This window comes from Sporomusaceae bacterium ACPt (genome assembly GCA_041428575.1).
Lineage (GTDB): Bacteria > Bacillota > Negativicutes > Sporomusales > Sporomusaceae > Sporomusa_D > Sporomusa_D carbonis.
The window spans coordinates 3378391-3392562 of sequence record CP155570.1; the positions used below are offsets into that span (position 1 = coordinate 3378391).

Below are 14172 nucleotides of genomic sequence, written 5' to 3' on the forward strand. Positions count from 1 at the left end.
TAGACATAATATCTACCAATTAAGTGGGAGGGAATTATAGTGGCCAACTTTAAAATTATTCAAGATCAACCTGATCAGGCGCGAATTAAAATTTATGGTTCAACAAATACAGCCATACAAACTGATACGTTCGGGGGTGTCGTAATCACATCCACCGGTCTTTCCATTTCCGCTCCGACAGGCGGGTTACTGATTACTTCATCTGGCGACGGGTTACTCATCACCAGCAGCGGCTTACAAGTAATCTCCCGGTTAGCGACCACAGATGTATCCTTTAATGTAACCGGCATCTCCACAACCACCGGTCTTGCAACCACTTCCTACAATGTACTTGACCTTAACGATTTCACCTTCGCTATACTCAATGCTTCGGTAACTGCTGCCAACGCTGCCACAGTCGCATTACAAATCAGTCCGGATGACGTCAACTGGATTACCGACGTCACTGCGGTCACGTTGAATCAAGGTGACATAACAACACTCGTCCCCGGAGTCTTTCTCAAGTATGCCAGAGTATATTACGCGGCCGTAAACGCCGCCAGTGCCGTAGACTTAAGCTTTTGGTTCCAGGGTCAAGGCTAATCATCACAAGGCCTATAATGACGAAAGCCCCGGACATTACCGCGGCTTTTGTCATTTATTCAACAAAAAAGATGTTAGTGTTTATCCTAACATCTTTTTTGTTGACCACTACATATGTGGTTGGAAAGTGTGGCAATTTGTCTCGCGACTTTGTTTTGCTGAATCTCCGCCATTGTCAACATTTACTTCAATGGCAGAGGCACTACACAGTCGTCCACCTTCGTTGAACTTACAATTTTTTACAGTACATTTTACACCGGGAAGAGTATTAGCCATTCTATCACCTCCGGTATTATTCTTTCTTGTGCCTAAAAATATATTCATAAAAATTATATGAAATCCAATAAAGATTTTTTCTAGGCGTGTTGTTAGTAACGCTCCACCGCTGGCGCTTGACTTACGCTTATACTAACAACACGCCCGTAAATCTTTATTGGATACTATATATATAGCAAAAGAATTCTTTTTGCTTGCCAACCAGGTAAAGTTCTATTGACTGTAACCTGAAAATAATAGTAAGTTATTCTTAGCATGAATGCCATCACATCAAGGAGGGCACACTTTTTTGTTAAAATCATGTATTCTTTGCCCCCGCGCCTGTAAAGTCAACCGCCTGGCCAATGAAACAGGCTTCTGCCAGGCAGGCGCATTACCGGCTGTTGCTTTGGTTTCTCTCCATCACTGGGAAGAACCTGTGCTCTCCGGCAGTAGTGGCGCAGGAACAATATTCTTCTCGCATTGTAATATGAACTGCGCTTTTTGCCAGAACCACACCATCAGTCAAGAGGGCTGCGGCCGGGAAGTGACAGTCGAAAGATTAGCCGCTATTTTTCTTGAACAACAAACCCGCGGCGCCCATAATATTGACCTCGTCACCCCCACCCACTACGTTCCCCAAATTGTCGAAGCCCTCGTTCTAGCCAAACGAACCGGGTTTTCACTGCCGGTCATCTATAACTCCAACGCTTATGAAACACCGGAGACCATTACCTTACTGGCGAAACATGTGGATATTTTTCTCCCTGACCTTAAATATTACGATAACAAATACGCCTGGCGGTATTCTGCCACACCGGACTATTTTGCCTACGCCAGCCAGGCTATCAGCAAAATGGTTGACCTCACCGGACCGCCGGTCTTTGACGCTGCCGGACTCATGCAACGAGGTGTAATTGTCCGCCACCTCGCCCTACCGTGGTTGATTGAGGATAGCCGGCAAATCCTCAACTGGCTTTGGCACACTTTCGGTCACACAATTTTCATCAGTCTCATGAGCCAGTATACACCGCTGCATCATGCGGCCCAATACCCGGAAATCAATCGCCGCCTGACCACCTGGGAATACAATAAGCTTATCAAGTACGCTCTCTCGCTGGGAATAGAAAATTGTTTTATTCAACAAGGCCGCACGGCGTCAGTTGATTTTGTGCCTGACTTCAACGGCAGCGGGGTAGAGTGACGCATATTAAGCCGTGGGTAAACAGAGCAGGCACCTTTTGGTACCTGCTCAATTTAGTTACTACTTGGCGGTATATGTTGCAGCCATACGGCGACTCGCAGCGTTAATCGCCGCTGCAATTTCCCTGGTATAATCTGTGCTGCCGCTGATAATGTCAAGCAACGTTTTTTGCTTAAAACGCACCAAATCCAGCTTAGACCGCAGCCCAATAGCTTCGGTCATCATCAGGTATTCGTCAGAAATATCAGTCGGAATACCAATGCTTGCGGCATAGGCCCGCAGTTTGCCCGTCTCTTTGAGAAGCGCTTTGGCATCCATGCCACCAAGAGCAAACCCCATATCCTTCCACAACTCAACAGGCTTATAAATAGAGTACTCATATCCCATTAAGCGCTGAGCAAATTTTTCAGCGCCTTCACTGAAATGGAAACCAAATTTTTCAGCGTTATTATACCATCGCGTTTCCGGAAAAGGTCCAGGTGGGTTCACGATAACTGTGTCGGGAAGAGTTTCATCAATAAGCGCAGCATTAGCCTGGAACACTTCAGCTAACTCCACTCCGGGCGGCAACGGACAAGGATAAATAAGTGATAGGCCAACACGGCAAGGCAATCCGGCCGCATCGGAAGCCAGCCGGATTGTGGCAATAGTATTGACAATATCCTTTTTCACTACCCCCTTGTTCATGATAATCTGATTAACACCATCATGCCCGGTTTCGCCGCCCATAAATACTGCTCTCAGTCCCGCCCGAATCATCAATTGGTAGGCTTCGAGAATATCAGGGCCGATTCGGGCGGCGGCACGGATAAACATTGAATATCGGACGTTTAGACCACGCGCTAGGATAGCTTCGGCTATATTCCGGCCATGTTCGACAGTAGTTTCGGAACTGCTGAAGCGAAAAAAGGCAATTCCGCGTCGAAGCATCGTCTCAATTTCGGCAATAATATCAGCTACTGGTCGTGGAGTAAACGGAACGGTGCACCGGGTATGGGAACAAAAATTGCAGTTATTCCAACTGCAACCTGCACCATCGACGATGGTGTGGAAAAGAATTTTTCCTTCAACATCTGAATCCCGGTAGTTTGGAATCGTTTGTTCGGCTAAGCTCCTGCCAAGACTTTCCCGGTTGGCGGCAAAGCCACCGGTTTTTAAAAGTGAACCGCCAAATTTCTTGCGTACCTGATCAAGGAAGACGCTTTTAGACCGGCTCCGGCGGCGTAAGATGACAATTTGTTCGAGCAGTTCCTCGCCAGGCCCCATTATAGCCAGATCAAAGCAGTTGTCATGGAATACGATATCACCGTAGACCTTTACCTGGGGTCCGCCAACGACGATAACGGTATCGGGGCACTGCCGCCTAACTTCAGCAGCCAGTTCAGAGCTCCATTTGAACGCATCACCGTACCAGAGCTTTAAACCTAAGACAGGAATGTTTTTTGATTTTATTTCGTTCACGATATACCCAATCCTATCCTTCATATATTCGCGCCGGCACTGCAAGGCATAGGCGTGGACCGGCCAAGCGGCCAGCAAGAGCGCATATGCGAGAGGCTTATACCCATATGATTTCAACTGCAATTTAGTTATGGCTTTCAGCAGGTGCAGGCAAGCTCGGGGCACCCCATTTTCCAGAGTTGTAACCCTTTGGTCGTCAATGATTTCAGCACTTATGCCTTTTCTCTCTAAATAGGTGCGAAGTATGACCAGGCTATTTTCAAGGGCGGCGTCGGAAGCAACCCGCTGCCGTGGAGCGTAGCTGTTAACCAGGAGTAGTTCCGGATTGTTATTCATAGTCTATTCCCTCTCCCTAACTTGATTATTGAATTGTAGCTTATCAGCCATTTCTGGCAAAGCACGCTGCAGTTTTTCGAAAGAAAAGCGCGACACCGTCAAAATTTCGCAGTCGGTGGCTGCCACGGCGTCAACTGCATGATAGCATTGTTTCAACAAACCAACAGAACCTATAATGTCACCGGTTCCAGCCCGGAAAGTACGCCCTGCTTTATCACTAATGACCATTTCCCCGGCAATAAGGATATTTAGTTCGTTGCAGACATCTCCCTGCCGGATATACTCGTGCCCCTGCGTGCACTCAATAGTAGTTGCAATGTGGAGAAGCTTCCTGGCTCCGGCTTCATCAAGATCACGCAAAACCGGCAAAACATCAAGGGGGTGACCAATACGTTGTATAATATAATCCCAGCGCTCTTGTTCACTCGTGAGCGGACCAACAGGATACTTAGCAGCCTCAGGAAAGTGAGTCAGATACCATTCTCTGGCTGCAGGAGAGTTGGCGAATTTTCTAGCAATACGCAGGTAGGGTGATCGTACAGCTTTAAGATGCTCACTGTCCTCCGGCAAAAGTAAAATAGGGACAATAAAACCGTAGCCAGGGTCTTGGAAGCCGGCTGTGAATCGACGATACCCCAGTTTCTCATACATGGGAATAAGGTAAGGGTTACAACCGCCGAAGTTGAACTGAACATTATGCTCACGCAAGATTTCGTATCCACGAACCATGAGCTGAAAAAATACGGGGGTTTTGCGGAACTGGGGATCAACCATTAGTTTTGTTCCTAAACATATATTTTTACTGGCGGGATCGAATTGCCGAAAACGCTCTAACTGCAAAACCTGGATGAGTTCGTCAGGAAAATCACTTACATTGCCCACTGTGGCCCGGACGGTGCCAATAATACGACCGTCCAAAATGGCGTAGACTAAATAGCTCCAGGAGTCGAGTTCGTCAGTAATGTATTCGTGGCGGTAATCAATTCCCGGGATGTTACGGTTCATTTCCCCAACCTGTACTTGGTAACGAAAACGATAAATAGCTTGTCTTTCTTTTTCGGTGTGAGCATCCACAATTTTGACACTTTCCCAGTTGGATTCGGCTTCGCTTTGAATTTGTCTGCTTAACATGTTTGTCATCCTTTCGTTTTGTAGTTGAATACCCTGTCGTTTGCACTAAATTTAATCTGAGAAATCCATCGAAAAACACCCCCTACGTTTATTGCCTTACTGGTCTCATAGTTCGGCTAAGAAACCGGTAAGACGAAATAAAAAAAAGGCCTTTTCGGCCTTCTTTTCTTATGGTGGATTAGGTGTTCGAAACCTTATATTAATTGTCGTACCGGCCGGTCCAGTGTCAATGTCGACTTTAGCATTGTGCCTGTGGGCGATGCGGTAACAGATGGCCATACCTAAACCGGTTCCATTTGTTTTAGTAGTAAAAAATGGTTTACCCAGATTATCCAGGACATGCTGAGGAATTCCCGTCCCCTGATCGGCAACAGTAAGTACAATCTCATCACCGGAAACAACAGTTTGGATGCCCAGCCTGCCGCCTGCCGGCATAGCTTCGATGGCGTTGCGAGTGAGGTTAAGCACTAGCTGCTTGATTTCCTTGCCGTCAAGGTAGAGGTTGGGAATATCACCTAATTTAAGCTCAATTTCGATTTTAGAAGGGGTAGCGTCAGCCTGCACCAAAGGATGAAGCGAGTAAACAATTTCATTTAAACTGCATTTTTTCATTTCAACACTTTTGTTTTTGCTGAGAGAAAGATATTCAGTAATAATATGGTTGGTCCGGTCAAGTTCGTCCAGCAATAAACAGAACTGCTCTTTATAGTGCTGAAATTCACGTTTGTTACCAAATAGCTGCAGATAGCCCCGTACGGTAGTAAGGGGATTGCGGACTTCGTGGGCGAGGTTCGCCGCCATCTGTCCGACAATATTCAACCTATCAAGTCGCGATACATCCTGCTCTAACAAAACGCGCTTGGTTATGTCCCGCACACTGCCTTCAATGGCGATGGGTTTACCGTTGGGATCAGAGACAATGGAGTATTTGGGTTCTGCCCAGACAATTTCGCCACTCTTATTTAGTACCCGAAAGATGGCAAAGTCCTCACACATAACCGGATTTTTAAGAAATTTTTTGAAGATATCCCGGTCATCTGGATGAATGATGCGCATTATTTCCCGGATTGTTTTGATATCGCCGGGTTCGTAACCTATCACTTGTTTTATTGCCGGACTGATATATTCAAAACCGGCAGGCTTAGTTAATTTGTACCGGTAAATAATATCTGTCGCGTTCTCAGCCAGTAACCGATAGTACTTTTCCTTTTGCGCAAGCTCGTTTTTGACTTTTTCAAAATAGATAAAGACGGTACCGATAGCGACAACTGACCTAAGTATACCATCAATCAGATAGCCCCAAGGTATAAACCAACCAATCTGCGCTAAAACCGGCATATCAAAAGTATGGAAACCAAGCAGGATGAAAGCCCAAGTGGTGAGCCATCTTCCCATGCCACCGACATTGATATTCCGAACAATAAATCCAGTACGGATATAAGTAGTTCCAATGTAAAATACTCCAGGTATCCCGTAAATATAAGCAGGCAAATGTATTATCATCCCGGCAGTAGTAATAACCAAAAACAATAAACCAGTCGCTATCCAAATCTTTGACAGGCGCCGGCCTACCAGTTCCATTGTTCCCGCCATCATAAGCAGGCAGTATGCGAAAGATAGTATTATATATAGAATGGTTAGGAACACCGACGATTGTTCAATAAATGATTTCTCAAGGAAAACAATCCTGACTTCGTGGAGAATCCATGCAGCCATCCACTTGGCGAGGTAACTATGCCTATATTGAATATAAAGATAAGTATAGGTTAAGACCATTAATAAAGTAGCAATCATGTTTGTCATTATTCCGTTGTCTAGTGACACATTAAATTCCCTCCCTATACCGTCGCTTTCCGTAACTACTTTAGTTCATCGGAAAGTTTCCCCTTTATTCCGGCGGATCTACCAATATTTAACTGTTTTATAACTACTATATTTTTCTAGCAAATTACCCCAATTCCTCCTACATATTTCCATTAATTCCAATACCAACCGACAAATTACTGTATTTTTCCAGAAATTAGGCCATTAGTCCTATACAGGATTACGTCATATGTATGTACCCTGGTGGCAATGCCATTTAATAAACAAGAAGGGGATGCGCTTGGCAGCGCATCCCCTTCTTGTTAACTATGTACTCTCTTTATTTTTCTTGTACGAACGCAGGCCGCACTGCCGCCCTCTCTACCAGTGCATTGAGAAACAACAAATTCTCCGTTGATATCCCCATCGAATAACCCCCAAGGCGCTCCAATACTGTAACAATCTGTTCCAGGTCGGCATTTCCGGCCCGCTCGCCCAATCCCCGGACGGTGGCGCTTACTAAGCGGGCACCGGCTTTGACGGCAGCAAAGGTATTGGCCGTAGCCAGACCAAAGTCATTATGACCGTGAAATTCTATCGCTAATGGGCACCGCGCGGCCAGGTTGCTGATGTTGTCAAACACTGAAAATGGTTCTAGACAACCTACTGTATCGGCATACCGAATATGGCGCGCTTCCAATTTGGCAGCAATATCGGCAATCTGCAAAAAAAATTCCGGATCAGCCCGGGATGCGTCTTCAGCGCCGACCGAGACATCACACCCATAACTGCGCGCCAATTGAATTGCCTGCCGAAGGCCTGCCAGCACCCATTCCCGCGTTTTTCTCAGTTTATGCCTAATGTGTAAATCGGACGCAGGCACCGAAATATGAAGAAAGGAGAAACCGCAAGCTACTGAAGCTTCGATATCTTCCTTAACGGCACGGTTCCAGGCAGTTATCGTGGCTGTCAGCGGCAACGCCAGTATACCACGCAGCGCTTCTTGTTCTTCCGCTCCCATTACCGGCGTCCCGGCTTCAATCCATTGGACGCCGGCCTGATCAAGAGCCTGTGCAATGTTTACTTTTTCCTCTGTTGAAAATACTACCCCGGCAGCTTGTTCTCCGTCCCGCAGAGTAGTATCTACCAATTGAACATTCCCGATCTTTACCATCGATTTCTTCTCCTATGTGACCCAATTGTAACACTTCTAACGGGCTGAGGAAACTTTTCTTGTTTACTACTGTTGTGCGGACCAACTTTAACAGACGCTGCGCGGCAATGTCGTCAAGTTCAACACCTAAGTCCCGCAGCACCACTTGCAAAGAAGTAGACCCGGAATGTTTTCCTATGACTAAATATCGTGACAAGCCTACCTCCTCAGGAGAGAAAGGCTCGTATATTTTCGGATTTTTTACAACTCCATCCACGTGCAATCCCGACTCATGAGCAAAAATGTTCGGTCCGATAATGGCTTTATCGACAGCAACCACTTTGCCGAAACAGCGCATAATGGCAGTACACGTTGGCGCAATTGATGAACTGACAATCGTCTGAGACGCCCCAAGTAAATGCTTGGCAGCCATAACCACTTCTTCAAATGGAGCATGACCGGCGTCTCCCACACCGGCTATTGCCGTTGCCACATACTGCACACCTGCCCGGATGGCACTCAATGTATTGGCTGTTGCCAGGCCATGGGCATTATGGCCGTGAAACTCCAGGGTAAAAGGAATAAAACGTTGCACCTGTTGCAGTCTTTCATAAGTACTAAACGGCTCCAGCATACTACTGCTATCGCTATAAATAAAAGTATCCACCGGAACACCGGCAAGCTGCTTACATAAATCCTCGATCTCTTTTACCTGTAACGTTGATGCATTTTCAACCTTAAGGGAAAATGCCATTGCCAATTGCTGCAGCCGCCCAAACGACAACTCAAGTTCCGGAGATACGGCCATTCCCGGCTGTTGGTGGTACAACAGTACCACTTTCCGGAATCCCAGCCGGTAAGCTGAATGAATCTGCGCCACTGTGGGCTGAATTACGGCTCTAAGCATTTCCTGACTCAAAACTTGAGCCAGCGGGTATTTTCCTGCCTGTTCAAGGGGAACATCCATGAGAGTAATTGGCAAACTTTGGAGCAGCCCGGCCATGAGCACCAGGTTTTCATAAGATATCCGGCTTGCAATTCCTTCAAAAAGCGTTTGATCAATGTATTGCACGCTCATGGTCGATCCTCCTATCATCATAATTTTTCATCACAGACCTGTTTACGCAAAATCAGCCTTACTTCCCCGGGAGCTATTTTTTCACTTTCATAACATAAATTGCCGGTCATAGCCTCGGCCTCCAACCACGGCGGAACATGATTACACAGTACTTCCAACTGATAATAACTGCCCCGCCGTAAAAAAGGCATCAACACCTGCTTGGTAGTAATACCACTCTCAGACTCCTGGATCTCTTTAATTGAAATTTTGTAAAAACCGTTGCCCAAATGTTCCGGCGTGGGTATGACTACTGCAGCAGGAGTTTTTGTATCCTGTTCAGCAGCCTCTTCCTCTTTTTCTAAAATATAGTCGAGAAATTCGACTGGCTTACCTTTATATTCCCAAACACTAAGCCCGGCTTTTTCAAGTTCATAATAAGGAACACCGGTGACGGTACTGGCCACAAAAACTTTACACTCCCCCAAATACTCGATGAGTCCGGCCATTTGCCGGCGCATCTCGCGCAGACCTTTGTCCTGCACCAATTGAAAAGCCTGTTCCCGTTCAATATGCCACATTCCCTGCCGTTTACGGAAAATGCGTATCATTCCAGGGTCGCTGATTACTGTGGACTCTCCTTTTGTCCCGGTGTGTACGGCAATCGCCATGGTCATAGCCAAACTCCCCTCCTGTCATATCTCCAGACGCGCTACCGGGCTGCCCCCTTCAATATGCTTCTCCATAATTTCTTCCACATCGTCAACAGAAACCGAGCCGTACCAGACATTATCCGGATATACTACGACAATGGCGCCTTTCTCGCAAATGCCGAAACAGCCGGTATTAGTGACAAAAACCTCACCGCCCAGATCCCGGTCCTCAACTTCCTCGATAAATTTCATCATGATGTTGACCCCTTCTTTGGTGTGGCACATTCCTTTCTGCTGGCCATTTGGCCGTGAACTGGTACATACAAATATATGACGTTTCGGTTTATTCATGTTTTTACTCCCCTTACATTTTCATCTATTATCGGACCGCTATATGACTTCTTTCTTTCGCAGTTTTTCAACTGCATAATGCAGTCCGTTCTCGACACTGTCGCAAGACTCCACGCTGTAAATCCCCTTTTTCCGGAGCCGTTCTTTGGCATGGTAACCAATACGCATCGACAGAACGGCATTACAATCACGCAGGGCGTCGATAATCCCCTCGCGGCGGCTTTCTTCAGTGTCGCAGTCCGGCATTCCCGCACAATACTTGGCTACACGCCTGGTTTCAAGTAAAGTAAACTCATCGCCGGAGCCCTGGTATATCTGAAATTCGGAGGCATGACCAAAATGCAGGTCGACCAGCTTCCCATATTTGGTAGCAACAGCAATTTTGACCGGCGTCTTATCAGGTTTTGCGGCAATCGGTGCTTGTTTCTGCTGCTGCAGGTTGCACATCCGGAATTCCTGGGACCGGTCCTGCCCTAATAGTCCGACGGCATCGGCCCGGCATTGTTTACAGTGCCGCATTTGTTGAATATCAATCTGGCAGATATCACGCATTGCATTGATATCTTTCATGCTGGTCTGAGGCCAATATTCAAAATTACTTCCCGGCGCCGGGATAAGCGGCATGATATTAGTAATAAATACGCCTAATTCTTTTACCTTTTTTACTACCTCAGGGATGTGCCGGTCGTTAATATCTTTGACCATTACAATATTGACCTTAACCATTACGCCGCGGTTTGTTAAATACTCAATACCATGAAGCTGGTTTTCCAATAGGACACGGGCAGCCTCAGTGCCTGTAAGCCTTTGTCCGTTATAATTAACATGCTGGTATAGCTTGGCTCCAATTTCCGGGTTCACGGCATTACAGGTCACGGTAACATGATGAATACCCAGGTCCACAATTCCTTGCGCATATTCCGGCAGCAACAGTCCATTAGTGGATAAGCAAAAAATTATATCTGGCTGAATTTCCTGAATCAGGCGGATGGTAGCCTTCGTTTCTTGCCAGTTGGCCAAAGCGTCGCCAGGGCCGGCGATACCGACTACGCTAAGCTTATCGATCTTTTCCTTAACCCAAAGGAATTTATGCCGGGCTGCGTCAGGTGACAGGATTTCGCTTGTCACACCAGGGCGGCTTTCGTGGACACAGTCAAATTTGCGATTACAATAATTGCATTGTATGTTACAGACCGGCGCTACCGGGAGGTGCATCCGGGCGTAAGTTTGGTGCGCCTCAGCGGAATAACAGGGATGTTTTTGCGTTTTTTCCGCTATATGTGGCGGAAACTTTGAGCTGCATTTCATACCAGAACAGGCGGAATCCATACATTCACCTCCAACTTCAAATCTAGGATATTACTCTTGCCGGTTTGTAGTATTGTTCGTACATAGTACGCCGGTACTTGCCCCGCTTGGTTTCAAGCAGGGTATTGGTTATCCGGTCTAACAATAAGGCTGTGCCGGTATAACCGACGGAAAGTAACCGCTGACCGCCAACCCGGTCATGGATGGGAAAGCCAACCCGCACCAGCGGAATCCCTTCCCGTTCGGTCAGATAGCGGCCATCCGAATGGCCAATGGCAATATTGACGCCCGCTTCCACACTTTTACGGCGAATTTGGACAAAATCAGCTTCGGCAAGAATGGTGACCTGACGCTGATATCTGTCAAAAACCGGCTGCAACAAGTGTGCCAGCCTTTCGTTTTTACTGCCCGAAGCTACCACTTCCGGAAAAACACCGTTCTCAACACAGGTTTTTGCTAATGAATATACTAATTCGGGCTCGCCATAGACGACACTTCGCCCGGCAAAGTTATATTTATGGGAATCAACCATGCAGTCCAACAGCCGTCCGCGTTCGTTAATGATACTGTCGGGAATGGATTTCCCGGTAATTGCCGCAATCGTCCGGAAGAATATATCGGTGTTTTCTACCCCAATGGGAATAGGCACATTATATAGCGGTACCTGGAAGGTGTCGGCCAGATACTTCCCTGGAGACAGCTCGTCTTCTGCCGTTATTCCTAGTTGGACGGTTGCCGGCGCTCCCGGCATGGCCCTAATATCGGCCAGCTTGGTCCCGCCCGCGGGAATCTTAGTATAAGGCCGGGCTACCGGGCGGTCTAAGGTCTCCGAAAAATCAGGGCACAATGTATATTCAATGTCCATAAGGGCCAGTAGCCGCTTCAATTCCCGGATATCGGCAGGACTGATATGAGGAAGGATGATGTTGATTTTGTCATGCCGCTCAGTTGGAACAGCCAGTTGCGCGATAATCTGCCTTACGGCCAGCCAATAACCTTCGGTATGTGTGCCGCCGTACCCCGGTGTGGGCACCGCTATGATGGGATAATCCAATACCCCTTTTTCTTGCCGGTATTCGGCAGTAATCCGCTCAATATCCTCACCGATGGTTTCTGCCAGACAGGAGGTCAGCACGCCGATAACTTGGGGATTATATACCCGGATAATATTGTCCAAAGCCTGTTTTAAGTTAGCTTCGCCCCCATAAATGGTCCCCTTTTCATTTAGAGAAGAAGATCCGACATCAATGGGTTCATTAAAATGTTCGGCAATGTGCCGCCGCATATAAGTACTGCAGCCTTGCGACCCATGGATAATAACCATGGAGCCTTCCAGCCCTTTAAACGGGAGAATAGCTCCCATTGGCATACACATATGACAAGGGTTTTCGTTAACATTTTTACTATACTTTAGCGATTGTTCCATTCAAGTCACCCCCAAAATCATACATGTAGTCCCATACAGGTGAACACAATGTCGAATGAACTTCCTTAGCAAAATTGATCGCGCCGACAAAACCGCTTAACGGATGTTTGCGGTCATGGTTATGGTCAATAAAAGCAATACCCAGCTTATAGGCTAAAGGCCGTTCCTTGACACCGCCGACCAGAAGATGGGCTCCTTGCTGGGTCATAAACCGTTCTAATTCTGACGGATTGGCATCATCCAAGATGACCGTCCCCTCATCTGCCAGATCATGAATGGTATCATACTCTTCCGGCCTTCCTGTCTGGGTCCCAACCATAACAACGTCAATTCCGATTTCACGGAACTGCTTGATCAGGGATATGGCTTTGAAACCGCCGCCTACATAAACGGCTGCCTTTTTGCCGCTGAACATGCCTTTATATCTGTCAATAACCGGCCTGGTGGACGCCAGTTCGCGTTCAATCAAGGCCTCGGTTTTGGCAATTATTTCAGCGTCCCCGAAAAATTCAGCAATCCGCCGGAGCGATATGGCTGTATCTTCCAGGCCGAGAAATGATACCTGGATATACGGGATGGAATACTCCTCCTGCAGTTTCTTGGCCAGATAGTTCATTGAGCCGGCACATTGAATAATGTTCAGCGATGCGGCTGTCGCCTGTTTGAGCGTATCATAACTTGAATCTCCCGTGAAAACAGCGTTTACATCAATGCCGACTTCTTCAAGATAACTGCGGATAATCCACGCTTCACCGGCCAGATTGAAATCGCCGAGGTAATTGAGACTGTTCACTTTGCGTGAAAGCCGTTTCCGGGGAGTTACCACCCGCATGATTGCATCACAAGCGGCACGATAGCCGGCCGATTTATTACCAATGAAACCACTTGATTGGACAGGGATAACTTCGATGTTATATTTGGCGGCTGCCTGTTTGCATACAGCTTCCAAATCATCACCGATGACACCGACAATACAGGTTGAATACACAAAAATAAGCTTGGGCTGATATTTTTCAACAAGTTCATCAATAGCACGTTTGAGTTTTGGCTCGCCGCCAAAAATTACGTCATGTTCTTTCAGGTCAGTGGAAAAGCTGTTACGATACAGTTCAGAGCCACTACTTAAGCTCCCGCGAATATCCCAAGTATAGCTGGCACAACCGATAGGCCCATGGACTAAATGTACTGCGTCGGTAATCGGGTTCAACACTACCCGGGCGCCGCAATATACGCAGGCCCGTTGGCTGACGCAGCCGGCAATACTGTCCGCGTCACACTTCAGGGATGTTTTTTGTTTTCCCTTTGTCGCTATGAAAAGTTCTCTCTCTTTGATCGCCTGGGCCGTATCCATGATATATCCTCCCTTCTCTTATTGATCAAGACAAAAACGGGGCGAACGTTGGCTAAGCGAGTTAGGCAACGTTGCCCCGTAAACTAACGATTCTCCTGTCA

At 47.0% G+C, this 14172-nt stretch carries 13 protein-coding genes; 2 read left to right on the top strand and 11 right to left on the bottom strand.

What is annotated here, in order from left to right:
• The first annotated feature begins 39 nt into the window (after nt 1-39).
• On the top strand, nt 40-582 hold the full coding sequence (locus SCACP_RS17485) for a DUF6385 domain-containing protein (protein WP_425058772.1): 543 nt from the start codon (nt 40-42) through the stop codon (nt 580-582).
• Nucleotides 583-690: 108 nt separating this feature from the next.
• Here the strand turns inward: SCACP_RS17485 and SCACP_RS17490 are convergent, their stop codons facing one another.
• Nucleotides 691-906, bottom strand: a complete 216-nt coding sequence (locus tag SCACP_RS17490; protein ID WP_425058773.1) for a DUF1540 domain-containing protein — start codon at nt 904-906, stop codon at nt 691-693.
• A gap of 241 nt (nt 907-1147) precedes the next feature.
• Between SCACP_RS17490 and SCACP_RS17495 the strand changes: the two genes are divergently transcribed.
• Nucleotides 1148-2041 carry a radical SAM protein gene (locus SCACP_RS17495; protein WP_425058774.1) on the top strand — a complete coding sequence of 298 codons (894 nt, stop codon included), beginning with the start codon at nt 1148-1150 and terminating at the stop codon, nt 2039-2041.
• A gap of 60 nt (nt 2042-2101) precedes the next feature.
• Here SCACP_RS17495 and SCACP_RS17500 read toward each other — a convergent pair whose 3' ends face one another.
• The 10 genes from SCACP_RS17500 to nifE form a co-directional block, all read right to left on the bottom strand.
• Complete coding sequence (locus tag SCACP_RS17500; RefSeq protein WP_425058775.1) at nt 2102-3838, bottom strand: B12-binding domain-containing radical SAM protein; 1737 nt, start codon at nt 3836-3838, stop codon at nt 2102-2104.
• Nucleotides 3839-3841: 3 nt separating this feature from the next.
• Entirely contained in the window at nt 3842-4969 is a 1128-nt protein-coding gene (locus SCACP_RS17505) for an N-acyl amino acid synthase FeeM domain-containing protein (RefSeq protein ID WP_425058777.1), read from the bottom strand.
• A 168-nt stretch (nt 4970-5137) separates the two neighbouring features.
• Nucleotides 5138-6772 carry an ATP-binding protein gene (locus tag SCACP_RS17510; RefSeq protein WP_425058778.1) on the bottom strand — a complete coding sequence of 545 codons (1635 nt, stop codon included), beginning with the start codon at nt 6770-6772 and terminating at the stop codon, nt 5138-5140.
• Nucleotides 6773-7112: 340 nt separating this feature from the next.
• On the bottom strand, nt 7113-7946 hold the full coding sequence (locus SCACP_RS17515) for a homocitrate synthase (RefSeq protein WP_425058779.1): 834 nt from the start codon (nt 7944-7946) through the stop codon (nt 7113-7115).
• The gene (locus SCACP_RS17520; protein WP_425058780.1) at nt 7834-9003 is read right to left on the bottom strand and encodes a homocitrate synthase/isopropylmalate synthase family protein; all 1170 of its coding nucleotides are present in this window, start codon (nt 9001-9003) and stop codon (nt 7834-7836) included. Before SCACP_RS17520 ends, SCACP_RS17515 begins: the two co-directional genes overlap by 113 nt.
• Before the next feature lie 17 nt (nt 9004-9020).
• The gene (locus tag SCACP_RS17525; RefSeq protein ID WP_425061436.1) at nt 9021-9659 is read right to left on the bottom strand and encodes a Fe-only nitrogenase accessory AnfO family protein; all 639 of its coding nucleotides are present in this window, start codon (nt 9657-9659) and stop codon (nt 9021-9023) included.
• 18 nt (nt 9660-9677) lie between these two features.
• The gene (locus tag SCACP_RS17530; protein WP_425058781.1) at nt 9678-9986 is read right to left on the bottom strand and encodes a 2Fe-2S ferredoxin; all 309 of its coding nucleotides are present in this window, start codon (nt 9984-9986) and stop codon (nt 9678-9680) included.
• Nucleotides 9987-10025: 39 nt separating this feature from the next.
• Nucleotides 10026-11315, bottom strand: a complete 1290-nt coding sequence (gene nifB / locus SCACP_RS17535) for a nitrogenase cofactor biosynthesis protein NifB (protein ID WP_425058782.1) — start codon at nt 11313-11315, stop codon at nt 10026-10028.
• Nucleotides 11316-11337: 22 nt separating this feature from the next.
• The gene (locus SCACP_RS17540) at nt 11338-12720 is read right to left on the bottom strand and encodes a nitrogenase component 1 (RefSeq protein ID WP_425058783.1); all 1383 of its coding nucleotides are present in this window, start codon (nt 12718-12720) and stop codon (nt 11338-11340) included.
• A complete protein-coding gene (nifE, locus tag SCACP_RS17545) occupies nt 12698-14071 on the bottom strand; it encodes a nitrogenase iron-molybdenum cofactor biosynthesis protein NifE (RefSeq protein WP_425058784.1) in 1374 nt (457 codons plus the stop codon). The genes SCACP_RS17540 and nifE overlap by 23 nt, the downstream gene beginning before the upstream one ends.
• Nucleotides 14072-14172: the final 101 nt, after the last annotated feature.

Coding starts and splice junctions, on each gene's coding strand:
- SCACP_RS17505 (WP_425058777.1), bottom strand. CDS start 4,969: ATGTTAAGCAGACAAATTCAAAGCGAAGCCGAATCCAACTGGGAAAGT.
- nifB (WP_425058782.1), bottom strand. CDS start 11,315: ATGGATTCCGCCTGTTCTGGTATGAAATGCAGCTCAAAGTTTCCGCCA.
- SCACP_RS17490 (WP_425058773.1), bottom strand. CDS start 906: ATGAATATATTTTTAGGCACAAGAAAGAATAATACCGGAGGTGATAGA.
- SCACP_RS17525 (WP_425061436.1), bottom strand. CDS start 9,659: ATGACCATGGCGATTGCCGTACACACCGGGACAAAAGGAGAGTCCACA.
- SCACP_RS17500 (WP_425058775.1), bottom strand. CDS start 3,838: ATGAATAACAATCCGGAACTACTCCTGGTTAACAGCTACGCTCCACGG.
- SCACP_RS17520 (WP_425058780.1), bottom strand. CDS start 9,003: ATGAGCGTGCAATACATTGATCAAACGCTTTTTGAAGGAATTGCAAGC.
- SCACP_RS17515 (WP_425058779.1), bottom strand. CDS start 7,946: ATGGTAAAGATCGGGAATGTTCAATTGGTAGATACTACTCTGCGGGAC.
- SCACP_RS17510 (WP_425058778.1), bottom strand. CDS start 6,772: ATGACAAACATGATTGCTACTTTATTAATGGTCTTAACCTATACTTAT.
- SCACP_RS17530 (WP_425058781.1), bottom strand. CDS start 9,986: ATGAATAAACCGAAACGTCATATATTTGTATGTACCAGTTCACGGCCA.
- nifE (WP_425058784.1), bottom strand. CDS start 14,071: ATGGATACGGCCCAGGCGATCAAAGAGAGAGAACTTTTCATAGCGACA.
- SCACP_RS17540 (WP_425058783.1), bottom strand. CDS start 12,720: ATGGAACAATCGCTAAAGTATAGTAAAAATGTTAACGAAAACCCTTGT.